The organism is Planctomycetota bacterium (assembly GCA_038746835.1).
Taxonomy (GTDB): Bacteria; Planctomycetota; Phycisphaerae; order Tepidisphaerales; family Tepidisphaeraceae; genus JBCDKH01.
Map to the genome: position 1 here is coordinate 16,129 of JBCDKH010000004.1, position 25,642 is coordinate 41,770.

The window sequence follows — 25,642 nt, forward strand, 5'->3', positions numbered from 1 at the left end:
CTGCCTCATGCGGATCACGATCGTCACCGGCCCCTTCTGGAGCCCGCCACCGGCTCCCGGCGGGGCGGTCGAACGACGCTGGTTCCACGTGGCCGAACGCTTCGCGGCCAAAGGTCACGACGTCACCTTCCTGAGCCGGCGTCACGACAAGACGCTCGCGTCCGACGAGACGATTAAGGGCGTCCAACACCATCGACGTCTGAGCCTGAAGTCCGGCGGCTCGCTCAAGGCGAACCTGGTCAAAGACGCGGTCTACACGACGCGCATGCTCGGGACGCTGCCGAAGGCGGACATCCTGGTGACGAACACGTTCTGGATGCCGGTGCTGGCCCCGCGGCTTCGCGGCAAGGCGGGCCGAGTCGTCGTCAACGTCGCCCGCGCGCCGAAAGGGCAGATGAAGCTCTACAAGAAGGCGGCCCTGCTCGTCGCGCCGTCGACGGCCGTCGCGCAGATGATCCGCGACGAAGTGCCCGATCAGGCCGACAAAGCGATCGCCGTCGCGAACCCGATCGACACGCACGTCTTTCGCCCCGACGACACGCCCGAGCCCGAGACGCCGACCATCGTCTACACCGGCCGGGTCCATCCCGAAAAGGGCCTGACGCTGCTCGCCGAGGCGCATCGGAGGCTGCGGCAACGGCTGCCAAACCTCGTCACGAAGGTCATCGGGGCCTGGACCGTCGAAGACGGCGCGGCGGGCGACGACTTCCGACGCGAGCTTCGTTCGATCGGCGGCGACGGCGTCGAGTTCGTCGACCCGATCTGGGATCGACAAGCACTCGCCGCCGCGATCCGAAGCGGCACGGTCTATTGCTACCCGTCGGTCGCGGAGAAGGGCGAGAGCTTTGGCTGCGCCCCACTCGAAGCCATGGGCTGCGGCCGAGCCGTCGTCATGAGCGGCCTGGCGGCATTCGACGACTATGTCGCGGTGGATGAGAACGCCCTCCGCTTCGACCACAAGGCCGACGACGCTGCGTCGCGCCTCGCCGATCAACTCGGCCGGCTGCTCGACGACGGCACGCTTCGCCACCGCCTCGCCAAGGCCGGTGCGGAGACGGCCTCGCACTACTCGTTCGACGCGATCGCCGATCAGTATCTCAACCACTTTGAAAAGCTGCTGTGACGCATCTCGAACAGCTCATTCTCGACGAAACCCGCGACGCCGACAGTTCTGGTCGACGCGGACGAGCCAAGGCGTCCGCGGCCGCGGCAAGTGAGCCGGTTCCGCTGGTGACCAGTCGTCCAGAGCCGCTGCCGTACGACGTCGGGCAGCATCCGCAGGACTACGTGAGCGTCGGCACGTACTGGTGGCCGAACCCCGACACGTCGGATGGTCGGCCGCTCGTTCATCGCGACGGCGAGTTCAGTCCGCTCATCGATCGCTACGACCGGCCGCGGCTGGATCAGGTGTTCGACACGATTCACCTGCATCTGCTGGTCGCCCTTGGCACCGATGACCCTCAACCGGCCGAAGCCGCTGCGGCCGTCATCGTGGGCAACTTCATCGAACCAACAACGCGGCTCAACCCCAACCTCAAGCACACGCAGCACGTGCCCGGCGTCGACACGGGACGCTTGGTGGGCGTCATCGACGTCTCCATCCGCATGCCGGCCGTGCTCGACGTCTACCGGCTGTCACGGCACCTGCTCCCGGCAGACGTGACCCGCGGCTTCGAAGGCTGGGGCGGACAGTTGCTCGACTGGCTGCTCGAAGAGGACGTTCGGACCTGGCACGAGTCGGCCAAGAACAACCTCGGCGTCTACTACGACCTCCTCGCCGAAAGCCTCGCCCGCACGGTGGGCCGAGTCGACGTGGCGGCGGAGCGATTGAGGTTTTGCCTCGGCGTTCGGCTCCCGCAGCAAGTCGACGACGACGGCGGGTTGCCGCACGAGCTCAAACGCACGCGCAGCTTCGACTACACCACGATGACCATCTGGGGCTTCGTTCGCGCCGCAGACGCAGCGGTTGAGCTCGACGTGGCAGATTGGGCGTCGCTGCTCGATGCGAATGCGCCGCTGCGACGTTGTGTCGACTACGTCTACGACCATCTCGCCGCTGGACCGTGGCCGCACGATCAGATCGGACAGGTCGAAGTGCGAAACTTCGGACCGGCCTTGGCGTTGATCAACGCCAGCGCCGGGGCGCCGCTGTTTGCGACCGACGCGATATCGGGCTTGGCTGACGCGAAGGAAGCGTTGCTCAAGGTCGGGGCCCACCCTTGGCATCCGCCACAGCTCAGCGGAGCCGTCCTGGCCGCGTTGCGTGAGGCCTGAGGAGTCGTGTTTCACTTTCGCCGAAGTTCTGCCATTTGCCGCGGAGTCTCGTAGACTTTCCGGCGATGACTGAAGGCTACCCCGGCTTCGAGCCCGTCCTGACGAAGCGCATTCCGCTCGACCCCGCCAAGCGCGAGCTGGTCTGGTACGACCAGTACGTCAAAACCGGCGGCTATGAGCAGCTCAAGAAGGCCGTCGGCATGACGCCGGACGAGCTCATCAAGCTCACCGTCGACTCCGGCCTGCGTGGCCGCGGCGGGGCGGGCTTCTCCGCCGGGCAGAAGTGGTCGTTCATCCCGAAGGAAAAGAAGACCACGCACTACCTCGCCGTCAACGGCGACGAGAGTGAGCCGGGCACCTTCAAGGACCGCTATCTGATCGACTACGACCCGCACCAGCTTCTGGAAGGCTGTGCGATCTGCTCGATCGCGACGCAGGTCGACGTCATCTACATCTTCATCCGCGGCGAGTACCACCGGCAGATCAAGGTCCTCGAAAAGGCCATCGCCGAGGCGTACGCGAACAACATCTTCGGCAAGGACTCGATCATCGGTCGGCCGCTGGAGTGTTACGTGCACATGGGTGCCGGGGCCTACATCTGCGGCGAAGAGACGGGTCTGCTCGAAGCCCTCGAAGGCAAGCGTGGCTGGCCTCGGATCAAGCCGCCGTTCCCGGCGATTGCGGGTGCCTTTGGTAAGCCGACGGTCATCAACAACGTCGAGACGCTGTGCTGCATGCCGTGGATCCTGGAGCGCGGTGCCGACTGGTTTAAGTCGATGGGCACCAAGAGTTCGCCCGGTCCGAAGCTCTACGGCATGAGCGGCCACCTCAACGATCCCGGCGTCTACGAAGCACCGCTGGGCATCACGCTCCAAGAGTCGATCGACATGGCCGGCGGCATGAAGGGTGGCAAGCACAAGGGCACCATCTGCGGTGGCATCTCCATGGGCGTTCTCGGCGAGGACCAGCTCGACATCAAGCTCGACTTCGACGACGTCCGCTTCCGCGGCAACTGCCTCGGCCTCGGCACCGCGGGCATGATCGTCATGAACGAGCACACCGACATGGTGATGGCCCTGCGAAACTGCGTCCGGTTCTACAGCCACGAGAGCTGCGGCCAGTGCACGCCTTGTCGCGAGGGCAGCCACTGGATGCGGAAGATCCTCGACCGCATCGTCGATGGCCACGGCCGGCAAAAGGACATTGACATGCTTCTCGAGCTCGAGAAGACGATGGGCATCATGCCCGGCACCACCATCTGCGGCCTCGCCGACGGCACCGCTTGGGCGACGCGTACCTTCATCAATAAGTACTACGACGAGTTCGCCAGCCGCGTGATGCCCGACAAGCAGAAGACGGTCAAGCTCACCATCAACGCCGGCCGCAGCAACGTCATGACGCCGATGGGCAGCAACACGCGGTGAATTGGCTCAGCCGCGGTTGCGGTAGAGCGACGGATCGACCGCCGTCACCATCGCCTTGACGTCGAGCCTGCCATCGAAGTGGGCGTTGATTCGCTCCGCCTCTTCAACGGCGTCGTTGACGAGCGAGCGATAGTCGACTTCCAACAGCCGGACGTCGGCCCGTTCGCCCAGCGTCTTGATCGCGCGGAGTCGCTGCCGGTGGAGAACGTCGCGAAGCTGCTTTTCGGGCAGCCGTGCACCTTCCCTGCCGGAGCGTTCGAGCATGGCCGCTTGCGAGGCGACGACCTCTTCGATCGGCCGGTTCATGAAAACGATGCGGTACGGAACTTCGGCCGGCGGCAGTTTGAGGGCGAGGACGTGGATGAGCTTGACGGCCTTGCCCGCTGCGTCGGCGAGGAAGCTCGGGTCGCTGTCGATCTGCTTGACGCGTTCGAGTTCGAGGTAGCCTCGCGGGTTGTCGTGATCGGCCGTGCGTTCGCCGTCAGTGAGCGGCGGAATGCCACCGGCGGCGAGCATCTGCATCATGAGGCTCGTTCCCGACCGCGGCAGACCGGACACTACGGTGACGAACGGCTGGTCGTCGGCAGAAAGGCGGTCGTTGGCCGGTGAAGTCACGTCAGCAAGGTATGCGAGGCTGACGCAACAGGCTGACAAACGTCACAGACGGACCTTGCGGGCCGTCAGGTGAGGAAAATGGGGGTTGACAGATTTTGTCGCGCATTTCGTCTTGCACGACCTCGCTGCATCGGTAGTCTTTCCAGCAGCACGTCCGACAGTGCGTTGGCGTCAAGGGATTGAGTATTTTTACCTAGTTTCACAGGGAGATCAGAGATGGATCAGAAAATGACCTACGCCGGCATGGCCGGTGCCGTTGTTCTTGCTTCGGGTTCGGTCGCGTATGGCGACGTCGTTGCCTTCGCCAACGGCCTTCCGGCCGACATCGTTGCCGACGGCACGACGGACTTCGATCGCGACGTTCCGGTCGATGTCGATGGTGACGGCACCACGGACTTCTCGTTCAACTTCCGCGGCACGCCGATTACTCCCGGCGCGTACGAGTACCAGGCCAACATCTTCCTGGACGCTCCGAGCCTCGCCACGATCAGCGGTTACACCGGCTTCTTTGTCAGCTACTACGGGACGAACCTCGCCTCTGGCGCTTCGGTCGCCGGCTCCGGCCTCGTCGGACAGCCGACAGACCCGATCTACGGGTCGCAGATCGCACTCGGCTCGAACTACGGTGGCCTCGCCTACGGCGGCTTCGGCACGGTCGGCAGCGCGACCTCGACCGGCTTCGTCGGCTTCCAGCTGACCAGCGGCAACTTCGGCTACATCGAAATTGAGGTCAGCGATGCCGGAATCAGCTTCCTCAGCGGTGCCTATGACAACATGGGCAACGACATCGCTGCCGGTGCCCCGATTCCGGAGCCGGCCACCGCGTCGCTCGCCATCCTCGCCGTCGGTGCTGCTGCGACCCGTCGTGGTCGTCGCAACTGATCGCGATCGCGTCTCTCAACGGACGTAAAAATTCGCGGCTCGGCAGTTGCCAGACGTCCGCGGATTGAACATCTTTGAGCCCACACGGGCGGCCGAGATTCTCTCGGCCGCCCCGTTTTGTTGGCCCGGTCCCAACCATTGAACCGACCCATGCCCGAACCGACCGCACCCGACTCGCCCAAGAAGAACCGCGTCCTGCTCATTGGCTGGGACGCAGCCGATTGGCGGACCATCCAGCCCATGATGGACCGCGGCGGGATGCCGAATCTGAAGAAGATCGTCGACGAGGGCGTCTGGGGCAACCTGGAGACGATGGAGCCGGTGCTGAGCCCGATCCTCTGGACCAGCATCGCCACCGGCAAACGTGCGGACAAGCACGACATCCTCGGCTTCCTGGAACCCGACAACAGCGGCTTTGTCCGCACCGTCAGCAGCACCAGCCGCAAGGCCAAAGCCATCTGGAACATTGCCAGCCAGGAAGGGCTCCGCAGCGCCGTCGTCGGCTGGTACGCGAGCCACCCGGCAGAGCCGGTTCGCGGCTGCATCGTCACCGATCGCTACGAGCAGCTCGTCGATCAGCGCGACACGTTCGCCAATGACAAGCACGCGTTCCATCCGCACCGTCTCAAAGACGACCTCGCTGAGTTGCACCTCGACCGCAACGACATCAGCGCCGACCAGATCCGCGGCTTCATTCCGGAGGTCGATGAGATCGACACCGACAAGGAGGAGTACCCGGGCATCCTCGCCCACACGCTCGCCCAGTGTGCCAGCGTTCACAACGCCGCGACGCTCCTGCTCGAAGACGAGGAGTGGGATCTGGCAGCCGTCTACTACACGGCGATTGATCACTTCGGGCACAGCTTCGGCGAGTTCCATCCGCCGCAGATGGACCACGTGACCGACCGGCAGTTCCGCCTGTACTCGCGAGTCATGAGCAGCGTCTACCAGTATCACGACCTGATGCTCGGCCGGCTCATGGAGCTGGCCGGAGACGACGTGAACGTGATCGTCATGAGCGATCACGGCTTCAAGCTCGGCGATGATCGTCCGAAGATCAACGTCGACCCGCAGACCGGCAAACGCACCGGCCCGGGCATGAATCCTGTCCTGTGGCACCACAAGTACGGCATCTTCGCAGCGAAAGGTCCGAGCTTTGCAAAAGTCCGGCAGGTGCAGGGTGCGGGACTGCTCGACATCGCACCGACGGTGCTGCAATTGCTCGGCCTGCGGGTGCCGCGCGACATGGACGGGCACGTAATTCAGCCCGCCTTTGCCGAACAACCCGAGATTGAACCGATCGCGACCTACGAGCCCGAACACCCCGACGACGGCGTCTGGCGAGGCGAGGAAGTCGAGCCCGATCCCTTTGCTGCCGAAGAGGCATTGCGTCAGCTCGAAGGTCTCGGCTATCTCGAAGCCGCCGGCGAAGACAAGACCAAAGCCGTCAACCGCGTCATTCGCGATCGACAGGTATCGCTAGCGACAGTCCACTACCACAACGGTCGACACAAGCCAGCGGCCGCGATCCTTCGCACTCTACTTGCTGAAGAGGACAAGCCAGACATTCGTTACCAACTCTGCAACTGCCTTGCTGCGATGGGGCAGCGCGAAGAGGCCGCGCAGCTGATCGAAGAAGCGACCTACGGCCCCGGCTTCCGACCGATGTTCGACTTGCTGAGGGCTCAGCTCCTGCTCGAACGCGGAGACGAAGAGCGCGGGCTTGCGGAGTTCAGACGCCTGCGCGACGAGGCACCGCAGATGCGCCGCGTTCGCAATCTGATGGCACGACCACTCATCCGCCTTCGCCGCTTTGAGGAGGCCGAGCCGATCCTGCTGGAGTCGCTCGAGCTCAACCCTGAAGATGCCGAGGCGTACGACCTGCTCGGCGTCGTGCAGCGTGGGCTCGGACGACACGAAGACGCCGTGGAGTCGTTCATGAAGGCCGTCACGTTCGAGAAGGAACGCGTCTCGGCCCACGTGAATCTCGGCGTCACGCTGGTCAAGCTCAAGCAGTGGGACTGGGCGATCCGGGCCTTCGAGATCGCCGTCGAGCTTCGGCCCGGCAACACGATGGCCCATCGCCAGCTGGCCCGGCTCTACAAGCGCGTCAAGAACGACTACGTGAAGGCTGCGGAGCATGCGTCCGCGGCACGGTTCGGCAGACAGCGTCGTGCACACGTCACCGTCGGCGACGACGAATCAGCAACGCCGGCGTTCGATCACTCGCAGTGGTAAGCCGTCAGGCGTCGATCAGCCGATCCCAGAAGACGTTGAAGACGACAGCCCGCTGGACCTCGTGTTCGCGGAGCAGATCGACGGTCGTCGCCGGCGCGTCCTCGAGCGATGCGAAGTCGTCCGCGGTCACTTCCGGGTGAACGCCCGAGACGAAGACGTGCCCAGTGCCGACGATGCAGCTGGCCGCCGCGACGAGGCCGTTCGCGGCGTAGTGGCCAATCGGCGTGGCCGTCGCGTCGGCGTCGGGCTGAAGTGAAAACCCACCCCAGAACAAGGCGGCCCCCGGCTCGCTGCCGGCTTCGAGTCGAACCACCGCTGCAGATTCCGGATGATCGCGGAACGGCGGGGCGATTCCGGGGACCGGGCCGTGGGCGGTGCCGGGGTAGAAGCCGAGGGGCCTCGGTTCGTCGACGTCGAAACCCGGGGCGTTGAAGGTGATGCGCCGCGCCGCGTAGTAGCCGCCGGCGCAGGAGCCGAAGAATCGCCCGCCGCCATGCACGAAGTCGCGGATGCGAGCGGCTCCGTCGTCGCCGAGCTTGCGGATGTACGGCCGATCCGCGCCGCCCGGCAGCACCATCACCTCGGCATCGTCCAGCACGCCTGCCAGCACGTCGGCGGCTTTGATGCGGCGAACGTCGTGGCCGCGTTCGATGAGCCGCCGCTCGAAGCAGCCGGTGACGAACGGGCCAGCACCTTCGTCGTCGTACAGGTGGACCGGCGTCGTCATCGACCCAATGCCTAGGAACGAAATCGCCGCGAGACCATTAAGAACCGCTGCCGACGGACGTCTTAGGGTCAGAAGCCCATGGCCGCGATGCGCGCCTTTTCAACTTCGGCCGGTGTCGGCTCGGTTGCCGACGTGGCGGCGGGGCATGAGGTGCGGCTGCGTCGCTACGCCGCGTCGATCGTGCACGATGTGCAGCGGGCCGAAGACGTCGTCCAGGACGTGCTGTGCCGGCTCATCGAGCGGCCGACGTCGGCACCAGACGACGCGTCGAGCTTGCGGGCGTGGCTGTTTGCGTCGGTGCGGAACCGGTGCATCGACGTGTTGCGAAAGGAAGGTCGCATGAAGGCCCTGGCCGAACTCGATGACGATGCAGTCGGCTCGCCGACGCCGGCGAGCCTGGCCGAGACGCAGGACGAGGCCGATCGCGCCTTGGCAGCGCTGGACCAGCTGCCGGCGAGTCAACGCGCCTGCCTGCGGCTGCGATTCAGCGGCAACATGAGCTACCGCGAGATCAGCGAAGCCACGGGAAAGAGCGTCAATCACGTCGGCGTGCTGATCCACGAAGGCCTGAAAACGCTGCGGAGTCAACTGATCGGCGACCTGGCCGACGGAGGTGTGCGATGAACGAAAACGAACCCCATCTCAACCCGACAGAACGCGAGGCCATCCAGCGGACGGCCTACGCGCTCGGCGAGCTGTCGCCCGACGAGGCCCGCGACGTCGAGCAACGCCTGGCCGATGACGCGTCGTTGCAGTCGGAAGTCGACGCGACCAAGGCGCTCGCGGACCTGTTGGAGCGCGCGCTCGACGCCGAGGCGACGGACGTGCCGGCCGTGGCGGGGCGAATCGAGCCGGCGTCGTCGTCATCCTCGTCGCGTTTCGGCTGGGGACTGGCGTTGGCGGCCGCGTTGGTGTCGGGCGTTGCGGGACTGCTGTTCGTGACACAGGGTGGCGAGCGCGATCGGTCACCGATCGCGATGAACGAGCCGGAGACGGCGGCCGAACCGGATGATGTTCCGGCGGAGTCTGCGGCCACCGATCGCCCGTTGCCCGAGACAACCGACCCGGTGGACCGCGGGGTCGCCCGATTGGAGACACGCGAAGTCGCAAGTGCGGCCGCGATGATGTTGGACGCGGAGGATGCCCCAATCGTCCGGCACCAGCTCGCGCTGCCACGTCGTGCACGCGCTGACTTTGGGAGCGTGCAGGACGAAACGTCGCGTGCGGCCGCGGCTCTGGCGACGGGCGTCGCGCCTAGGCAGGGTGACGTGTCGAGCGCCGTCCTTGTCAACGCGGTCGAGCACGATTATGTGGCACCGTCTTCGGAGTCGGACCTTCCCGTCGAGGCCAACCTCGCCGTGATGCCGGCCCCTTGGAACCTGAGCAACCAGCTCGTCCAGGTCGCGATTCAGGCCCGGCCGTCGGCGGACGACGAGGCAGTGGTCGCGCGTGACGCGGAGGTGGCCGTCGCGTTCAACCCGGATCGCGTTGCGGCCTTCCGTCGGCTGGATGTCGGGCAGGAGCCGATGGTCCAGGCCGATCAGGACGTGCTCGTCCCGACGCAGGATCTGCTGGCGAATCGGCAGCTGACGGCGTTCTACGAAGTCGTGCCCGCACAAGAGCCCGCGTTCCCGTCGTTGATGCGCGTCCGGCCATCGAAATCAGATGCGTCGCCGGAGACGTTGATGTCGCTCTCGCTGCAATATCGCTCAGCCGATGCGGACGACGAGCGGCAGGTGCGCTGGAAGCTGGACGATGCGGCACGGACGCCGATGTCGGAGTCGGCGGTCTTGTTGCTGCGGCTGGGCCTGCTGCTCAACGATCCGTCGGCCGATGTAGCGAGTTGGCGTCGCCTGCGTGACGACGCTGACGAGCTGCCGACGACGACGACCAAGCCCACGCTGGACGAGTCATTGAACCTGCGGATTCGGCGTCTGATTCAAAACGCCGCAGACGAGGCAGAAGGTCGTTAGCGTGCCCGCAGCGAAGCCGAACGAACTTGTACCGCTGCGGAGCGTCTCGTAAGGTGGATGGGTCCGAGATCGCGACGGTGTCGCGGGTCGGAACCACGCCTGCTCTTTGCCAGACGAGCCGCCGGAAGCCGCTTCGGGCGGCGTTGTCGCGTGATGATCTGAGTCGGGTTTTCCGCAACTTCGCCGCTGTCCGGGCGTGTCACTCGCGGCTCCGTCGGGCCGACGCAACCCTCGCGTCGGCGTCAAGGACGACCGCCTCCAGGAGTCAGACTCGAACAGGGGAAATCAACCATGGCCGACGACACGAACCCGACCCCCCAAGCCACTTCCGACACCGGCCTTCGGTCCGTGATCGACCGGCACGTCAACCGCGAACGCTTTCAGTCGCAGCACTGGGAAGGCTCGTTCTGGGACTATCTCGACCTCGTCCAGCAGGACCCGCGGATCGCCCGCAACGCGTTCCAGAGGACGTACGACATGATCCTGTCGCACGGCTTGGAACAGACGACGTCGTTCAAGGAGCCCGTCACCAAGTACAACTTTTTCGACGACCCCGTCGACGGCGGACAGGACGCGATCTTCGGGCTCGAAGGGCCGCTCATGCAGCTGGTCGACTTCTTCAAGTCGGCCGCGCGGGGTTATGGCACGGAAAAGCGCATCCTCCTCCTGCACGGGCCGGTCGGCTCCAGCAAGTCGACGATTGCGCGTCTCCTCAAGAAGGGCTTGGAGCGGTACAGCCGCACCGACGACGGCAAGCTCTACACGTTCAGCTGGCGCATCCCGGCCCACCTTGTCGGTGGAGAGAAGGGCGATCCCGACGTCATCGAGCCGTGCCCGATGCACGAGGACCCGCTGCTGCTTCTGCCCGACGAGGCCAAGCCTGCGGTGCTCAAAGCGCTCAACGACGCCGCTCCCGACGGCCTGAAGCTTCGGCTGCACGGCGACATCTGCCCCTTCTGCCGCAAGGTCTTCCGCGATCTCGTCGAGCTCTACGACGGCGACTGGCACCGTGTGATGTCCGACCACGTCATCGTGCGGAGGCTCGTGCTCAGCGAGACCGACCGCATCGGCATCGGCACGTTCCAGCCGAAAGACGAGAAGAACCAGGACTCCACCGAGCTCACCGGCGACATCAACTACCGCAAGATCGCCGAGTACGGAAGCGACTCCGACCCGCGGGCCTTCAATTTCGACGGCGAGCTCAACGTCGCCAATCGCGGCATCGTGGAGTTCATCGAAATACTCAAGCTCGACGTCGCCTTCCTCTACGACCTGCTGACCGCGAGCCAGGAACGCGTCATCAAGCCCAAGAAGTTCGCTCAGACCTTCATCGACGAAGTCATCCTCGGCCACACTAACGAGCCGGAGTACAAGCGGCTCCAGGGCAACGAGATGATGGAGGCGTTCCGCGATCGGACCATCAAGATCGACGTGCCGTACAACACGCGGCTGGACGACGAGATCCGCATCTACGAGAAGGACTTCTCGCCCGAGCGCATCCGCGGCATCCACGTCGCCCCGCACACTGTCGAAGTCGCCGCCATGTGGGCGTTGCTCACGCGTTTGGCCGAGCCCAAGAAGGCGGGCATCACCAAGATCCAGAAGCTCAAGCTCTACAACGGCCGCTGCATTCCGGGCTTCACCGAAGAGTCCATCCGCGAGCTTAAGGAAGAGTCGCCGCGTGAAGGCATGACCGGTATCAGCCCGCGGTACATCCAGGACAAGATCAGCAACACGCTTGTCAGCCATCAGGCCCAGCTCGACAACATGATCAACCCGTTCATGGTCATGAACGAGCTGGAGAACGGCCTTTCGCAGCACTCGCTCATCACCGACGAGGAGCTCAAGCAGGAGTACCGCGAGCTGCTCAGCGTCGTGAAGGACGAGTACGAGGACATCATCAAGGGCGAAGTCCAGCGGGCCATCAGTGCCGACGAGGACGCCATCAAACGCCTCGCTGCGAACTACATCGAGAACGTCCGCGCGTACACGCAGCACGAGAAGGTCCGCAACCGCTACACCGGCAAGGACGAGGAGCCCGACGAGCGGCTGATGCGTTCGATCGAGACCAAGATCGACATCCCCGAAAGCCGCAAGGACGACTTCCGCCAGGAGATCATGAACTACATCGGCGCCCTCGCGCTCGACGGCAAGAAGTTCGAGTACAACACCAACAGCCGACTGCTCAAGGCCCTGGAGCTCAAGCTCTTCGAAGATCAGCGGGACACGATCAAGCTCAAGAACCTCGTCAGCAGCGTCGTCGACGACGAGACGCAGCAGAAGATCGACGTCGTGAAGGACCGCCTTATCAAGTACTTCGGCTACAACGACGCCTCGGCGACGGACGTCCTGAACTACGTCGCGAGCATCTTCGCCCGAGGCGATACGAAGGGAGAGGAATAGCGGCGTGACCTACCGGATCAAGATCACGCCACCGGCACTGAAGGATCTTGGACGGCTGACTCCCTCCGTTGCCAGCAGAGTTGTGGATAAGATCGAGCAGCTCAAAGAAGACCTAAGCGGCGACGTCAAGCGTCTAAAGAACCACCAGCCGCGATACCGGTTGCGTGTCGGCGACTGGCGGGGCTTGTTCGACGTCGAGAAAGACGTCGTCTTTGTCTACCGCGTGCTACACCGAAGCTCCTCCTACTAACGAAGGTACCAATCATGACTCTTACCCCCACCATTATCCGTGAGGAAGGACAAGAGAAATTCGTGGTTCTCCCGTGGGACGAGTATCTCCGCGTCCGTGAGGCACTCGAAGACGCCGAGGATGTGAGGCTGATCGAGGAGGCGAAGCGAGAGCACGAGGAGAGCGGCGAACGCTGCTACTCCGCCGAAGAAGTTCGACGCGAGTTGGGCCTCACGCCGGGACAGGCCGACGACTAACCGTTTCGCAATGGTCCTCTCCATCGACAAAGACCACCAGCGCTTCCGCCAGATCGTCAAGGGCAAGATCCGTGACGACCTGCGGAAGTTCATCAGCAAGGGTGAGCTCATCGGCAAGGAGGGCAAGGACCTCATCTCGATCCCCGTCCACCAGGTCGAACTCCCGAACTTCCGCTACGGCGACAACTCGGGCGGCGTGGGGATGGGCGACGGCGAGCCGGGCGACGGCGTCGGGGAGGGCGAAGGCTCCGGCACGCAGGGCGGCGAGGAGGAAGGCCGGCACATCATGGAGGTCGAACTCGGCCTCGACGAACTGGCCGAGATGCTCGGCGAGGAGCTCGAACTCCCCCGGATCGAGCCAAAAGGCCGACACCGCATCAGCACCGAGAAGGACCGCTACCGCGGCATCCGACGCGTCGGCCCGGAAGGCCTGCGGCACTTCAAACGCTCCTACCGCGAAGCCCTCAAGCGTCAGATCATGCTCGGCAGCTACGACGCTCGCCGGCCCGTCATCATACCAGAGAAGGGCGACATCCGTTACCGCTCGTGGAAGGAGACCAAGACGCCGCAGAGCAACGCGCTGGTCGTCTTCATGATGGACGTCAGCGGCTCGATGGGCGAGGAGCAGAAGGAGCTCGTCCGCATCGAGTCGTTCTGGATCGACACCTGGCTACGCAACAACTACGACGGCATCGAGACGCGCTACATCGTCCACGACGTCAACGCCAAGGAAGTCGACAAGCACACCTTCTACCACCTGCGCGAAGACGGCGGCACACGCATCAGCTCCGCGTACCGCACCTGCCTCGGCCTGATCGATCGCGAGTACAACGTCGACGACTGGAACATCTACACGTTCCACTTCTCCGACGGCGACAACTCCAGCGAGGCCGACAATCGCCTGTGCGTCAAGCTCATCGGCGAGGAGATCCTGCCACGCTGCAACCTCTTCGGCTACTGCCAGGTCGCCAGCGCCTATGGCAGCGGCAACTTCATCAACGTCCTGCACGAGCACCTGCCCAACGAAGAGAAGGTCCTGACCAGCCGCGTCAACACCAAGCAGGACATCTACGACAGCATCAAGACGTTCTTCACGCCCGGCCGGTGAACGCCCTCACGACAGGCCGAGCTGCTTGGCCACGTCGTTCCACATCTGATCCGCGTCGAGCTTCATCGCGGCCTTGCGGTCTTTGAGCGTCTGAACGGTCTGCCCACGTCGCTCGCCGTCGTCCGCGAGCTGGCGAACGTGCTCGACAAGTGACGACTCTGGATCCTCTGCCCGCACCATCAGCTCCGGCACGCCGAAGTCGCTCAGTAGTTCGTCATACTTGTGCGACCAGCCCAGCGTCAACGCCGGCACGGCACTCGACAGGGCAGCGACGATCGAATGGAAACGGGACGCGACGATGACATTGGCGCGCCCGATGATCGCCTTAAGCTTGAGCGGCGAGTCCTCCGCGATTGGCTCGCCGCACTGCCCGTCGAGGCGACGCCCGATTTCCGCGGCAATGTCGGCGTCCGGGCCGTGCTGCTCGTGGACGATCAGCCGAACTTCGCTCCCTGCGTCGAGTGCCGCGCGTCCCGCGGCGACGAGTCGGTCCACGTAAATCTCGCTCCACGCCGGACCGCCTTTGTCCAGCATGCGGACATTCGGCACGAGCCCGACAAAGCCGCTCGGCACGACGTCTGCCGCAGCCGCGTGTTCCTGGTCACTTGGCTGCTCGAAGATCGTGATGTCCGGTGCGCGTCGGACGTGCTTCGGAAGGCCGGCACTGCCTATGAGCTTCTCAAGATACGCGTGCGACACCGCGTCGCGGACGTAGATCAGATCCGGCACCGGCAACAGCTTCCGCATCGCCTCGGCGGTCTTGGGTTTCTCGAACGGGCCGAACATCTGCGGCATGAAGACGACCGGCATGCCGCGCTTTTTGTAGAACCGCGCACGTCGGGTAATCGTCACGATGTTCCCGGCCGAGAAGAAGTCACCAAACGCGTAGCCCGACACGTCGACCATGCCGACCGTCGTGTGCCTCGGCAGTGCGTCGTATAGCCGAGCGACCGACGCCGGCAACGCCTTCGACAGCAGGTTCGCCATCGGCAACTGCCACCAGAATGTGCCCGATCGCCCGTTGCTGGTCGGCGGAAACAGCGGCCGAACGCCCAGCGGCACCAACTCGCTCGGTGCCGCGTCGACGCGCGGGTTCATTGCGAACGTGGCGCCGTGCTCACCCAACCGGCGAACGACGGCCTGCATCATGAGCTGCCCGCCCTTGTTCTCCAGCCCGGTTCCGGTGATATCGAGCAGCATGCCAAAAGGCTCTACGAAGTCTGCGAGGTGGACGCAACCGCAACGGCTCCCGGCGTCGCCGGAACGCCCGTCGCCGTGCTCGCCTCACGCGTCGGTTTGACAGCTTCCGTCTGCGGCTGCGGTGCGAGGCCAGGCGCGACGTTGTATCGACGCAGCTCGTCAAGGCTCTTTTTCTGGCTGAACGGCACCAGCCCGTCCGGATCGGGATGGCCAAAGCTGATGAGCATGATGACGCGCTCGTCCGGCTCCAAATCCATCACGCGGCCGATCTCGACTTCGCGCGATCGAACGTCGGGCCAGTTGATGCAGCACGAGCTCACGCCCTGCACTTCGAGCGCGAACTGGAACGCCATCGCGGCAAGGCTGGCGTCGATGTAGATGACGTGACGATCCCGAGCGTCGAAATACGCACGAAGCTTGCCGACCAGCACGACAAGGCCCGGGAAGTTGTCGCTGAAGCCCTTGGTCCCCATCGCAATGCTGCCGATGCGGTGCACGGCCTCGGGCTCGTCGAAGACGCGGAACTCGAACGGCTGGCGGTTGCAGGCGCTCGGCGAGTAGGCCGCGACGCGGATGGCTCGGTCGACGATCGATCGGTCGACGGGACGCTGTTCGTACCAACGGACGCTGCGTCGCCGCTTGGCTAGGGCGAGCATGTCGTCGTACGAAATGCCCAGCGGCCCGAGGTCACGCCGGTAAGGCGCATGTTCGCCGACCTCGACGTTGAGGCTTTTGTGTGCCGAGGCAAAGGCATCCTCAAGGTTGGTTAGCCTCTCGGCAAGGCCCGGCTTGGTCGCTGAGGCCGGGTCGATCGCCTCGAAGTAGCGGTGCAACACATCACCCGACCACGCCGCCAGCAAGCGATCGCCCTCGTCGAGGTCGGCCTGCGTGTCGCAGCGTGCGCGGTCGGCCAGCGCGACGTAGGCGTCGACCGTCTCGCCGATGTAGTCGCCGGCAAAGACCGGACGCCTCGGCCGCATGATCAGGCCCTTTTCGAGCCGATGCGTGTTGCGTCGCAGCGTGTACCGCGGGCCGTCCTCAGCCTCGAGCTCGTCGCGTCCGCGGATCGCGCCGGTGTGGATCATCTGGCCGTACAGCACGCCCGCGTGCTCGCGTCGGAAGTCACCCGACAGCAGCCAGAAGAAACCGGCAAGCCTCGGCGACCGCGCGCACCGCCTTGCCAGGAATGGCCGGAGTTTTTTCAGCGGTCGGAGAAAGCGCGACAGACTCATGGGGACGATCAAGCCTTGGCAGAGTCTAGTGGACCTGCTGGCGACGGAGCCATCGCCGTCAGCAGCAGGATCGGCAGCCGCATCACGCGATGCTGCCGCACGCGGTCAGGAACCAGCATCAGCATCGGCGAGAACGGATCGACGCTGAAGACCCGGCTGGTGATGGCAAGGCCGATCACGTAGACGAGCCCGCTGACCGTCGCTCCGACGAGCATCGTCAGCCACGCCGGCCCGTCCGCCAGCGGGTGCACGGCCAGCCTTCCCGCGGCAAAGGCCACCACGGCCGCGACGCCAGGAACGCCGAGCCGCAAGAAGAGATCCCGCCGCCGTCCGCCAAGCGCTCGGTAGACGACTTCGTACCGGGCCACGTGGACGACCGTCCCGACGCCAGCCAGCAGCCACGCGAGCCCGGCCGCACCACCGGCCCGAATCGCCGGCACGATGCCGATGGCAAACAGCAGAAGCATCGCCAGCTGCGCGTAGGTCGCGTCCCTCGGCCGACCCATCGCCTGCAGCAGACCCGATGGCGCTGCACCGAGCGCGCGACACGCGCCCCAGATCGCCAGCGGCACGACGATCGGTATCGCGCGGTCGAACTGGTCGCCAAAGATGAGGCGGATCAGCGCCGTCGGCTGGACGACCGTCACCACGACGACGCCGATGACCAGCGTCGCCAGCAGCAGGTACGTGCGATGGAACGCGCTTCGGAGTCGCGCGCGTTCGTTCTGCAGTTTGCTGTAGAGCGGAAAGCCGATCGTGTTGGTGACGCGCGCGACCTCCATCGTGAAGAACATCGCGGCCACCGTCGCCATCTGGTAGATGCCGAGTGTCTCGGTGTCGGTCATCCGAACCAGCACAAGGTCGCCGCCGCGGATGAGGGAGAACGATGCGATCGCCGCGACGAAAATCCAGATGCCGAAGCGATGCAGCTCACGCAGCGGCGCCAGCTTGATTCCTGAGAGGTGGGCGGTCCGGTCATCGCTCAGGAACCACGAGATACTGACCTGGAAGGTCGTCGCCGCGATCCTGCCGATGACCAGTGCCCAGGCGGAGGGCTCGATGTACGCGGCGGTGATCGTGACGACGGCTTCGACGGCGTTGCCGCTGGTCTTGATCAGCGTCAGCTTGCCAAAGGCCAGCTGCCGACGAAGTTGGACGTCGACAAGCGCCTGAAGGCCAATGAGGGCTGGTACAACGGCGAGCAATCGAAGCAGCGGCACCACGCCTTCGTCGCCAAAAAACCCACCGGCGAGAGGCGCGGCGAAAAAGAGCAACGCAGCCAGGACGAACCCGCGAATCGCCTGGACGCCCCAGACCGAGCCGAGGTACGGCCGGACGATGCCGGACTTCTGGATTAGCGCCTGCGACAGGCCCGTCTGACTCAGCACGTCCAGCAAACCGAGCACGACCAGCGCAACGCCAAAGCTGCCGATCTCCTCCGGGCCGATCAGTTGAGCGACGATCGGGATCCGCACCGTCGCGACCACGCTCCCGGCGAAACGCCCCATGCCGAGCCAGATCGCACCCTGGCGTGCCCGGCCGCCGAGTGCCCCGACGGTTGTCCCCGACGCCGCATCGGATGACGCTGGAGCGGCGGCAGGAGCGGGATCCACGCCCCCAAGCTAGCACGGACCCACGCTTCCGGTCGCTTTCAGCGTCGACCGATAGCACTTTGAACGGCTTGGTCTCGTAGAATGGAGGTCGTGCCTGCCATCACCGACATCATCTCTTTCCCGCCGGAGCTGAATGCGGCCAAGAAGCAGATCCGGGCCAAGGCCACCGAGATGGGGCTCGACTTCTTCGAGACCATCTTCGAGATGTGCTCCTTCGAGCAGATCAACCAGATCGCCTCCTACGGCGGCTTCCCGCAGCGCTACCCGCACTGGCGGTGGGGCATGGAGTACGAACGCTCGGCCAAGCAGCACCACTATGGCCTGGGTCGCATCTACGAGATGGTCATCAACAACGACCCCTGCTACGCGTACTTGCAGGAATCCAACCCGCTGGTCGACCAGAAGCTCGTCATCGCCCACGTGTACGGGCACAGCGACTTTTTCAAGAGCAACCTCTGGTTCAGCAAGACCGACCGCAAGATGATGGACACGATGGCGAACCACGCCACGCGCGTCCGCCGGCATGTTGAGCAGCAGGGCCTGGCCGCGGTGGAGCAATGGATCGACGTCTGCCTCAGCCTCGAAGACCTGATCGACCCGCACAGCGTCTTCATGAATCGCGGCCCGCTGGAGCACGAGCGACGTCCGAGAAACCGCGCCGAACCCGCCGCCGTCGAGAAGTTCGAGGCCAAGGGGTACATGGACCGGTACATCAACCCGCCCGAAGCCCTCGCCGCCGACGCCGAGAAGCAGGCGGCCGAGGAAGACCGGCTCCGCATCACGCCCGCCAAACCGACGCGAGACGTCCTGCTCTACCTGCTACGCCACGCCGACCTCGAAGACTGGCAGGCCGACATCCTGGGCATCGTGAGGGACGAGTCGTACTACTACGCCCCGCAGGGCATGACCAAGGTCATGAACGAGGGCTGGGCGTCGTACTGGCACACGACGCTGATGACGCAGCACTTCCTGGACCCGTCCGAGGTCATCGACTACGCCGACCACCACAGCGGCACCGTCCACATGCCGCCCGGCGGGTTCAATCCGTACAAGATCGGCCTCGAGCTGTTCCGCGACATCGAGGAGCGCTGGAACAAGGGCCGCTTCGGCAAGGAGTACGACGAGGCCGAAGGCGTCGGCGAGCGTCGTGCATGGAACCGCGAGACCAACGCCGGCCGGGAGAAGATCTTCGAGGTCCGCCGCATCCACAACGACGCGACGTTCATCGACGAGTTCATGACGCCGGACTTCATCGAGAAGCACAAGTTCTACGAGTACGGCCGGCACCCACGCACCGGCCAGATGCAGATCGTCAGCCGCGACCCGCATCGGATCAAGCAGCGGCTGCTCTACCGCCTGACGAACATGGGTCGGCCCTTCATCTACGTCGTCGACGGCAACTACGCCAACCGCGGCGAGTTGTACCTCGCCCACAAGCACGCTGGTCTCGACATTGAGATCAAGTACGCCGTCGCGACGCTGGGCAACCTCGTGAAGCTCTGGGGGCGTCCGTGCCACCTGCAAGCCCAGATCGACGACGAGATGGTCCTCTTCAGCCACGACGGAGAGAACCCGCGCCACCAGGTCATCCACGACGAGATCCCCGAGCCCGCACACGTGGTGACGTGACGCTCGCTTCATCGAAGCGATTTCTCCTGGTGAAGCCGAGTGCAGAGCGCAGCGTCGCACCGGGTCTGGGGACAGTCGCGCAGACCCGGTGCGACGCTTCGCTCTGCACTCGGCTTCGGTGTTGCGAACTGAATCGGGTTGCGTGGACGGAGCGACGTCGCAACAGTCAAGACATGAGCGACAGTCCGAAGATCGAGGTGAAGCCGACGCCTGAAGCCGTCGCGTATGAAGCAGCGGAGAAGGTGGTGCACGCTGCGAAGCTGGCACTCGGAGCGCAGGACACCTTCACCCTCGGACTCGCGGGCGGCTCGACGCCGAAGGCGCTCTACGAACTCCTCGCAAGCGACGACTTCCGAAAGCAGATCGAGTGGAACCGCGTCGAGATCTTCTTCGGCGACGAACGCACCGTCGCGCCCGATCACGACGACAGCAACTACAAGATGGCCAAGGCTGCGCTGCTCGATCACGTGCCGATTCCCGGCGACAACGTCTACCGCATGAAGGGCGAACTGCCCCCCAGCGAGGCGGCCGAGACGTACGACGCGCTCCTCGCCGACCGCTTCGGGACCGCCGCCGACGATGCCGGGATCGATCTCCTGCTCATCGGCATGGGCGACGACGCCCACACGCTCAGCCTCTTCCCGCACACCGAAGCCCTCTCTCTCACCGACCCCGCCGGCCCGCGATGCGTCGCGAACCACGTCGAGAAGCTCGACACCTGGCGCCTGACCATCACCGCCGGCTTCGCCAACCGAAGCCGCGAGGTGCTGGCCCTCGTTACCGGTGATAAGAAGGCCGACGCGCTGACGAGCGTGCTGGAGGGCGAGGACGACCCCAAGACTTACCCGACGCAGCTCATCTCCCCGACGATGGGGCGGTTCGTCATCCTCGCGGACGCAGCTGCTGTTGGGATGAGCGAGTGACCGGGTATCGATTGCGACGACGGTCAGAACGCGAGCCCCGAGCGTGAGCGAGCGGGTCCGGACCCGCTCGCTCACGCTCGGGGCTCGCTAACAGAAGTGAATACCCAACGTCGGACCAGCAGAATCCGAACGCAACCATCTTCCTGCTGTTAGCCAGCACCAACATCAGCTCGTCGGCATCAGCGCATCCGGCGACTGCAGCAGCTGCAGGATCGCATTCAGCCCGCCGACCGCGGTGCCGCCGTCGACGACGCGGTGGTCGCAGGTGAGGCTCAGCGGCAGTAGCTTGCCCACGCCCATCAACCCGCCGCGGACGACGACGCCTTCGCGCGCCCGGCCGACGGCGAGGATCGCCGCCTCGGGGTAGTTCAAAATCGGCGTCGCGAATCGGCCGCCGGGATAGCTGCCGAAGTTGCTGATCGTGAACGTGCTGCCACGAAGCTCGTTGACCGACAGCGAACGACTCCGGCAGCCCGCCGCCAGTTCCGCGACACGCTGGCCCAGCTCCATGACGCCCAACTTCCGCGCGTCCCGCAGCACCGGCACCATCAGCCCGTCGGCCGTGTCGACCGCGATGCCGAGGTGGACGCTCTTGTGCCGCGTGATGTCCGTCATGTCGTCGTTGACGGTGCTGTTGAGACGCGTCAGGTCCTGACCGGCCTCGCCTGCCAACACACGCGCCACGGCCGCACAGACGAACGGCAGCAGCGAGATCTTCGTGCCCGTTGCCGCGACCAGCCGCTTGCGCGCCGCCTCGAGGGCCGTCACATCGGCCTCGTCCATCACCGTGAAGTGGACGGCCCGGTCGACGCTCTCGCGAAGCCGGTCGGCAATCGTCCGACGCAGGCCGCGCAGAGGGACGTGGATGGCGTCGTCCTCGCCGAAGCCGATCGTCGGCCGTGGCTCGGCCTCGGGGGCGGCGGGCTTGCCATTTCCTCGTGCGGCCGGCGTCGACTTCTGAACCGGACGCGGCTTCTGGTTGGTCCGATATCGCTCCGCCGCCGCTTCGACGTCCGCCAACGTCACGCGTCCGCCAACGCCCGTGCCTGCGACGTCCCGCAGGTCCACACCCTTGTCGCGGGCCTGTTTGCGGACGGCTGGGGTCGCCAGCGGCTTGCCCGGATCGCCCGCCGCCGCCTCGGAGAGTGCTCCGACGACACTGCCGGCGTCGCCTTCCTCGGCCGCCTCGGCTTCCTCTTCAGCCGGCTCTTCCTTCGCCTCGGCTTCGGGCGCAGCTTCCGACGCCGCTTCGCCTCCGCCATAGGTCACAAAGGCGGAACCGACGGCGATTTTATCGCCAACCTCGGCTCTGAGTAACTCGATGACGCCGGCCTTGGGTGCCATGACTTCCGTCTGGGCCTTGCCGGTCTCGACCAGTGCAAGCGGCGTGCCTTCCTCGACCTCCGTCCCGGCCTCGACCAGCCATTCGACGACTTCGGCCTCCTCCAGGCCCTCGCCGAGGTCGGGCAGGAGAAAGTCGCTGCCGTCGAAGGTGTTGCCGTGACCAGCCATGGGGGCAGTCTATCGCCAAGATCCGCTTTCCGTTGGACTTGGCGGGGCGATCTGACGACATTGGTCGTATGTGCGGAATCGTCGCCTACGTCGGCCGGAAGATTGCCCAGCCGGTCCTCGTCGAGGGGCTCAAACGCCTCGAGTACCGCGGCTACGACTCCGCAGGCGTGGCCGTGGTCGGTTCGGACGGCTCGCTGCACCTGCGTCGCAGCGTCGGGCGGATCAGCATGCTGGAGGCGGAAATCGACCGTCAGGCCGAGTCCGGATCGACGCTGCCGGAAAACGCCCGCGTCGGCATGGCCCACACCCGCTGGGCCACCCACGGCGCGGCCACGCAGCACAACGCTCACCCGCACACCGACAACCGCGGCCACATCGCGCTCGTCCACAACGGCATCATCGAGAACTACGCCGCCCTCAAGAAGTTCCTGACCGAGAAGGGCCACACGTTCCAGAGCGAGACGGACACCGAAGTCCTCGCCGTCCTCGTCGGGCACGTTTACGACGAGCTCAAGGCTGAGACCGGCGACGCAGCCTCCGGCGGCGACAACTCGCTGCTGCGTCGGGCGCTCCAGGCGGCGCTGGGCGAAATTGACGGCACCTACGGCCTGGCCGCGGTGTGCGGCGACGAGCCGGACACGCTGGTCGTCGCGCGCAAGGGCTCGCCGCTGATCATCGGCGTTGGCACGGACGAGTACGTCGTCGCCAGCGACGCCGCTGCCATCGTCGAACACACGTCGCAGGTCATCTACCTCAACGACAACGAAATGGCGCTGCTCAAGCCGGGCAGCTTCAAGACGTTCACGATCGACGACGTCCCGATCAGTCCGGTCATCGAACAGCTCGAAACGAGCATCACCGAGTACGAACTCGGCGAGTACCCGCACTACATGCTCAAGGAGATCTTCGAGCAGCCGGAAAGCGTGCGCAACTGCCTGCGCGGCCGACTCGACGAACGCGAAGGCCGGATCATCCTCGGCGGCCTGGCGAGCCACGCCCGGCAGATGGCCCGGGCTAAGCGGTTCATCCTCACCGGGCAGGGCACCGCGTGGCACGCCGGACTCGTCGGCGACTACCTCATGGAAGACCTGGCCAAGGTCGTCACCGAGTGCACCTACGCCAGCGAGTTCCGCTATCGCAACCCGCTCGTCGAGGACGACACCGTCGTCGTCGCCATCAGCCAGTCCGGCGAGACGGCCGACACGCTCAGCGCGCTGCGTGAGGCGCAGGTCAAAGGCGCGACAGCGATGGGCATCGTCAACGCCGTCGGCAGCACCATCGCCCGCGAGACCGACTGCGGCGTCTACCTCCACGCCGGTCCCGAGATCGGCGTCGCCAGCACCAAGGCCTTCACGACGCAGTGTGCCGTGCTGACGATGATGAGCCTCTTCCTCGGCCGGCGTCGGTTCATGGGGCAGGACGAGTGTGCGTCGCTCATCAAAGACCTGAACAAGATTCCGGATCAGATGGCCGGCATTCTGGAGCAGAGCGAGTTTGTCCGCACGGTCGCCGACGAGTTCTGCAACCGGGAGAACTGGCTCTTCCTCGGCCGCGGGTACAACTACCCGATCGCGCTGGAGGGCGCGCTGAAGCTGAAGGAAATCAGCTACATCCACGCCGAAGGCATGCCCGCCGCCGAGATGAAGCACGGCCCAATCGCGTTGATCTCTCAGGGCATGCCCGTTGTCTTTATCGCGACGCGCAACAGCCAATACGAGAAGGTCGTCAGTAACATCGAAGAAGTCCGCGCCCGCGGCGGCCGCATCATCGCCGTCGCGACGGAAGGTGACACCAACATCGAGCGCTACAGCGACCACGTCATCCGCGTCCCCGACGTTCCCGAGTGCCTCCAGCCACTCCTGACGGTCGTGCCCTTGCAGCTGCTCGCCTACCACGCCGCCGTCCTCCGCGGCTGCAACGTCGACAAGCCGAGGAACCTGGCAAAAAGCGTGACAGTCGAGTAGTCCGGTCGCCGGTACATCGTTTGCCGGCAAGGGTGAACCGATGATCCACGACACCCGCGTTCGACAGCTCAACGACCAGCCCGTGCGAGACGCGGCCGATAGCAAGTGGGTGCTGTACTGGATGCAGGCAGCACAGCGGACGCGGTGCAACCACGCGTTGGAGTTCGCCATCGAACGGGCGAACGAGTTGGACTTGCCGGTCGTGTGCTGCTTCGGGCTGACGGACGACTACCCGGAGGCCAACGCTCGGCACTACGCGTTCATGCTGCAGGGTCTGCGGGACGTCGACAAGAACCTCAGCGATCGCGGCATCGCCTTCGTCTGCGATAAGGGCTCGCCGAGCGACGTGGCCGTCAAGTGGTCGGAGGACGCGGCGGAGGTGGTCGTGGACATGGGCTACCTACGGCCATGCCGCAAGTGGCGTGACGAGGCGGCGGATGCGATGGGCGTGCGTCTGACGCAGGTCGAGACGGGCGTAGTCGTACCGGTCGAAGAGGTGAGCGACAAGCGCGAGTACGCCGCACGGACGATCCGCACGAAGCTGCACAAGAAGTGGGACGACTACTTCGTCGGGCTCGACGAACGCAAGGTGAAGCACGTGTGCGATGGCCGGCTGGCCTCGGGTGAGTTGGACGTCTCGAAGCCGGAAGAGGTGCTCGAATCGCTCAAAGTCGACCGCGACGTCCCGCCGAGCTCCCACTTCGAAGGCGGCGAGGACGAGGCGAAGCGACGGCTGGACGCATTCCTGAAGGACAAGCTCGACGGCTACGCCGACGGCCGCAACGAACCGTCGGCCGACAAGCACAGCCACATGTCGATGTACCTCCACTTCGGCCAGATCGCGGCGCTCGAAGTCGCACTAGCTGTCAAGCAAACCAAGGCAAACGACGACACCGACAGCTACCTCGAAGAGCTCATCGTCCGACGCGAGCTCGGCAAGAACTATGTCTGGTTCGAGCCCGAGTACGACTCGTACGACGCCTTGGCGGACTGGGCGAAAAAGACCCTCGACGAACACCGCGACGACAACCGGCCAAGCCGCTATACACGCGACGAGCTGGAGCAGGCCGAGACGCACGACCCGTATTGGAACGCCGCGATGCGGCAGCTGCGCAAGACCGGCTTCATGCACAACTACATGCGCATGTACTGGGGCAAGAAGGTGCTCGAGTGGTGCAACACGCCCGAGTACGCCTACGAAACGCTGCTTTACCTCAACAACCGCTGGCTCATCGACGGCCGCGATCCGAACAGCTACTCGAACGTCGCCTGGGTCTTTGGCCTGCATGATCGGCCTTGGACGGAGCGCAGCATCTTCGGCAAGATCCGCTACATGAACGACAAGGGGCTCGAACGCAAGTTCGACATGCAGGCGTACATCCGGCAGGTCGACGCACTCGACGGCTAGCGGCCTTTCGCCGGTTATGGCATACTTTCGC

General features: G+C 65.0%; 21 protein-coding genes. 15 read left to right on the top strand and 6 right to left on the bottom strand.

Going from position 1 to position 25,642, the window contains the following annotated elements; genetic code table 11:
* Window positions 1–7: 7 nt before the first annotated feature.
* The 3 genes from AAGI46_01020 to nuoF all read left to right on the top strand — a co-directional run bounded on the left by AAGI46_01020 (window position 8) and on the right by nuoF (window position 3,698).
* Window positions 8–1,123 carry a glycosyltransferase family 4 protein gene (locus tag AAGI46_01020; protein ID MEM1010781.1) on the top strand — a complete coding sequence of 372 codons (1,116 nt, stop codon included), beginning with the start codon at window positions 8–10 and terminating at the stop codon, window positions 1,121–1,123.
* Entirely contained in the window at window positions 1,120–2,274 is a 1,155-nt protein-coding gene (locus AAGI46_01025) for an alginate lyase family protein (protein ID MEM1010782.1), read from the top strand. The genes AAGI46_01020 and AAGI46_01025 overlap by 4 nt, the downstream gene beginning before the upstream one ends.
* A 65-nt stretch (window positions 2,275–2,339) precedes the next feature.
* Window positions 2,340–3,698 carry an NADH-quinone oxidoreductase subunit NuoF gene (nuoF, locus tag AAGI46_01030; protein MEM1010783.1) on the top strand — a complete coding sequence of 453 codons (1,359 nt, stop codon included), beginning with the start codon at window positions 2,340–2,342 and terminating at the stop codon, window positions 3,696–3,698.
* 6 nt (window positions 3,699–3,704) lie between these two features.
* Here nuoF and AAGI46_01035 read toward each other — a convergent pair whose 3' ends face one another.
* Window positions 3,705–4,313 carry a sulfotransferase family protein gene (locus AAGI46_01035; protein ID MEM1010784.1) on the bottom strand — a complete coding sequence of 203 codons (609 nt, stop codon included), beginning with the start codon at window positions 4,311–4,313 and terminating at the stop codon, window positions 3,705–3,707.
* A gap of 216 nt (window positions 4,314–4,529) precedes the next feature.
* Here AAGI46_01035 and AAGI46_01040 point away from each other — a divergent pair, with 216 nt between their 5' ends.
* Complete coding sequence (locus AAGI46_01040; protein MEM1010785.1) at window positions 4,530–5,195, top strand: PEP-CTERM sorting domain-containing protein; 666 nt, start codon at window positions 4,530–4,532, stop codon at window positions 5,193–5,195.
* 150 nt (window positions 5,196–5,345) lie between these two features.
* A complete protein-coding gene (locus tag AAGI46_01045) occupies window positions 5,346–7,433 on the top strand; it encodes an alkaline phosphatase family protein (protein MEM1010786.1) in 2,088 nt (695 codons plus the stop codon).
* A 4-nt stretch (window positions 7,434–7,437) separates the two neighbouring features.
* Here AAGI46_01045 and AAGI46_01050 read toward each other — a convergent pair whose 3' ends face one another.
* Window positions 7,438–8,160, bottom strand: coding sequence for a BPL-N domain-containing protein (locus tag AAGI46_01050; protein ID MEM1010787.1), 723 nt, complete (start codon window positions 8,158–8,160; stop codon window positions 7,438–7,440).
* A gap of 78 nt (window positions 8,161–8,238) precedes the next feature.
* On the opposite strand from AAGI46_01050, the gene AAGI46_01055 reads away from it, so the two are divergent.
* The 6 genes from AAGI46_01055 to AAGI46_01080 all read left to right on the top strand — a co-directional run bounded on the left by AAGI46_01055 (window position 8,239) and on the right by AAGI46_01080 (window position 14,130).
* Window positions 8,239–8,784 carry a sigma-70 family RNA polymerase sigma factor gene (locus tag AAGI46_01055; protein ID MEM1010788.1) on the top strand — a complete coding sequence of 182 codons (546 nt, stop codon included), beginning with the start codon at window positions 8,239–8,241 and terminating at the stop codon, window positions 8,782–8,784.
* Window positions 8,781–10,133, top strand: a complete 1,353-nt coding sequence (locus AAGI46_01060) for a YfbK domain-containing protein (protein MEM1010789.1) — start codon at window positions 8,781–8,783, stop codon at window positions 10,131–10,133. Before AAGI46_01055 ends, AAGI46_01060 begins: the two co-directional genes overlap by 4 nt.
* 291 nt (window positions 10,134–10,424) lie before the next feature.
* Window positions 10,425–12,536 carry a serine protein kinase gene (locus AAGI46_01065; protein ID MEM1010790.1) on the top strand — a complete coding sequence of 704 codons (2,112 nt, stop codon included), beginning with the start codon at window positions 10,425–10,427 and terminating at the stop codon, window positions 12,534–12,536.
* Between the two features lie 4 nt (window positions 12,537–12,540).
* A complete protein-coding gene (locus AAGI46_01070) occupies window positions 12,541–12,786 on the top strand; it encodes a type II toxin-antitoxin system RelE/ParE family toxin (GenBank protein MEM1010791.1) in 246 nt (81 codons plus the stop codon).
* 14 nt (window positions 12,787–12,800) lie between these two features.
* Window positions 12,801–13,022 (top strand): type II toxin-antitoxin system Phd/YefM family antitoxin, encoded by a 222-nt coding sequence (locus AAGI46_01075; protein ID MEM1010792.1) that lies wholly within the window; start codon window positions 12,801–12,803, stop codon window positions 13,020–13,022.
* Between the two features lie 10 nt (window positions 13,023–13,032).
* Window positions 13,033–14,130: a DUF444 family protein gene (locus AAGI46_01080; GenBank protein ID MEM1010793.1), complete on the top strand. Its 1,098-nt coding sequence runs from the start codon at window positions 13,033–13,035 to the stop codon at window positions 14,128–14,130.
* 6 nt (window positions 14,131–14,136) lie between these two features.
* Here AAGI46_01080 and AAGI46_01085 read toward each other — a convergent pair whose 3' ends face one another.
* From AAGI46_01085 to AAGI46_01095, 3 genes are read right to left on the bottom strand one after another with little or no spacing between them, the layout of a single operon-like run.
* Complete coding sequence (locus AAGI46_01085; protein ID MEM1010794.1) at window positions 14,137–15,330, bottom strand: polysaccharide pyruvyl transferase family protein; 1,194 nt, start codon at window positions 15,328–15,330, stop codon at window positions 14,137–14,139.
* 11 nt (window positions 15,331–15,341) lie between these two features.
* Complete coding sequence (locus AAGI46_01090; protein ID MEM1010795.1) at window positions 15,342–16,562, bottom strand: nitroreductase family protein; 1,221 nt, start codon at window positions 16,560–16,562, stop codon at window positions 15,342–15,344.
* Between the two features lie 8 nt (window positions 16,563–16,570).
* The gene (locus AAGI46_01095) at window positions 16,571–18,175 is read right to left on the bottom strand and encodes an oligosaccharide flippase family protein (protein MEM1010796.1); all 1,605 of its coding nucleotides are present in this window, start codon (window positions 18,173–18,175) and stop codon (window positions 16,571–16,573) included.
* 90 nt (window positions 18,176–18,265) lie between these two features.
* On the opposite strand from AAGI46_01095, the gene AAGI46_01100 reads away from it, so the two are divergent.
* Both AAGI46_01100 and pgl read left to right on the top strand, forming a co-directional pair.
* Window positions 18,266–19,804, top strand: coding sequence for a SpoVR family protein (locus tag AAGI46_01100; GenBank protein MEM1010797.1), 1,539 nt, complete (start codon window positions 18,266–18,268; stop codon window positions 19,802–19,804).
* Between the two features lie 173 nt (window positions 19,805–19,977).
* The gene (pgl, locus tag AAGI46_01105) at window positions 19,978–20,727 is read left to right on the top strand and encodes a 6-phosphogluconolactonase (GenBank protein MEM1010798.1); all 750 of its coding nucleotides are present in this window, start codon (window positions 19,978–19,980) and stop codon (window positions 20,725–20,727) included.
* A gap of 165 nt (window positions 20,728–20,892) precedes the next feature.
* Here the strand turns inward: pgl and AAGI46_01110 are convergent, their stop codons facing one another.
* Window positions 20,893–22,239, bottom strand: a complete 1,347-nt coding sequence (locus AAGI46_01110) for a dihydrolipoamide acetyltransferase family protein (protein ID MEM1010799.1) — start codon at window positions 22,237–22,239, stop codon at window positions 20,893–20,895.
* Between the two features lie 68 nt (window positions 22,240–22,307).
* On the opposite strand from AAGI46_01110, the gene glmS reads away from it, so the two are divergent.
* A complete protein-coding gene (gene glmS, locus AAGI46_01115; protein ID MEM1010800.1) occupies window positions 22,308–24,203 on the top strand; it encodes a glutamine--fructose-6-phosphate transaminase (isomerizing) in 1,896 nt (631 codons plus the stop codon).
* 40 nt (window positions 24,204–24,243) lie between these two features.
* Entirely contained in the window at window positions 24,244–25,611 is a 1,368-nt protein-coding gene (locus AAGI46_01120; GenBank protein MEM1010801.1) for a deoxyribodipyrimidine photo-lyase, read from the top strand.
* The last annotated feature ends 31 nt before the right edge of the window (window positions 25,612–25,642 follow it).

Excerpts from the sequence above, each read along its gene's own strand:
- AAGI46_01080 (MEM1010793.1), top strand. The coding sequence starts at position 13,033 with ATGGTCCTCTCCATCGACAAAGACCACCAGCGCTTCCGCCAGATCGTC.
- AAGI46_01050 (MEM1010787.1), bottom strand. The coding sequence starts at position 8,160 with ATGACGACGCCGGTCCACCTGTACGACGACGAAGGTGCTGGCCCGTTC.
- AAGI46_01090 (MEM1010795.1), bottom strand. The coding sequence starts at position 16,562 with ATGAGTCTGTCGCGCTTTCTCCGACCGCTGAAAAAACTCCGGCCATTC.
- nuoF (MEM1010783.1), top strand. The coding sequence starts at position 2,340 with ATGACTGAAGGCTACCCCGGCTTCGAGCCCGTCCTGACGAAGCGCATT.
- AAGI46_01045 (MEM1010786.1), top strand. The coding sequence starts at position 5,346 with ATGCCCGAACCGACCGCACCCGACTCGCCCAAGAAGAACCGCGTCCTG.
- AAGI46_01085 (MEM1010794.1), bottom strand. The coding sequence starts at position 15,330 with ATGCTGCTCGATATCACCGGAACCGGGCTGGAGAACAAGGGCGGGCAG.
- AAGI46_01075 (MEM1010792.1), top strand. The coding sequence starts at position 12,801 with ATGACTCTTACCCCCACCATTATCCGTGAGGAAGGACAAGAGAAATTC.
- AAGI46_01065 (MEM1010790.1), top strand. The coding sequence starts at position 10,425 with ATGGCCGACGACACGAACCCGACCCCCCAAGCCACTTCCGACACCGGC.
- AAGI46_01060 (MEM1010789.1), top strand. The coding sequence starts at position 8,781 with ATGAACGAAAACGAACCCCATCTCAACCCGACAGAACGCGAGGCCATC.
- AAGI46_01020 (MEM1010781.1), top strand. The coding sequence starts at position 8 with ATGCGGATCACGATCGTCACCGGCCCCTTCTGGAGCCCGCCACCGGCT.
- AAGI46_01040 (MEM1010785.1), top strand. The coding sequence starts at position 4,530 with ATGGATCAGAAAATGACCTACGCCGGCATGGCCGGTGCCGTTGTTCTT.
- pgl (MEM1010798.1), top strand. The coding sequence starts at position 19,978 with ATGAGCGACAGTCCGAAGATCGAGGTGAAGCCGACGCCTGAAGCCGTC.
- AAGI46_01120 (MEM1010801.1), top strand. The coding sequence starts at position 24,244 with ATGATCCACGACACCCGCGTTCGACAGCTCAACGACCAGCCCGTGCGA.
- glmS (MEM1010800.1), top strand. The coding sequence starts at position 22,308 with ATGTGCGGAATCGTCGCCTACGTCGGCCGGAAGATTGCCCAGCCGGTC.
- AAGI46_01055 (MEM1010788.1), top strand. The coding sequence starts at position 8,239 with ATGGCCGCGATGCGCGCCTTTTCAACTTCGGCCGGTGTCGGCTCGGTT.
- AAGI46_01110 (MEM1010799.1), bottom strand. The coding sequence starts at position 22,239 with ATGGCTGGTCACGGCAACACCTTCGACGGCAGCGACTTTCTCCTGCCC.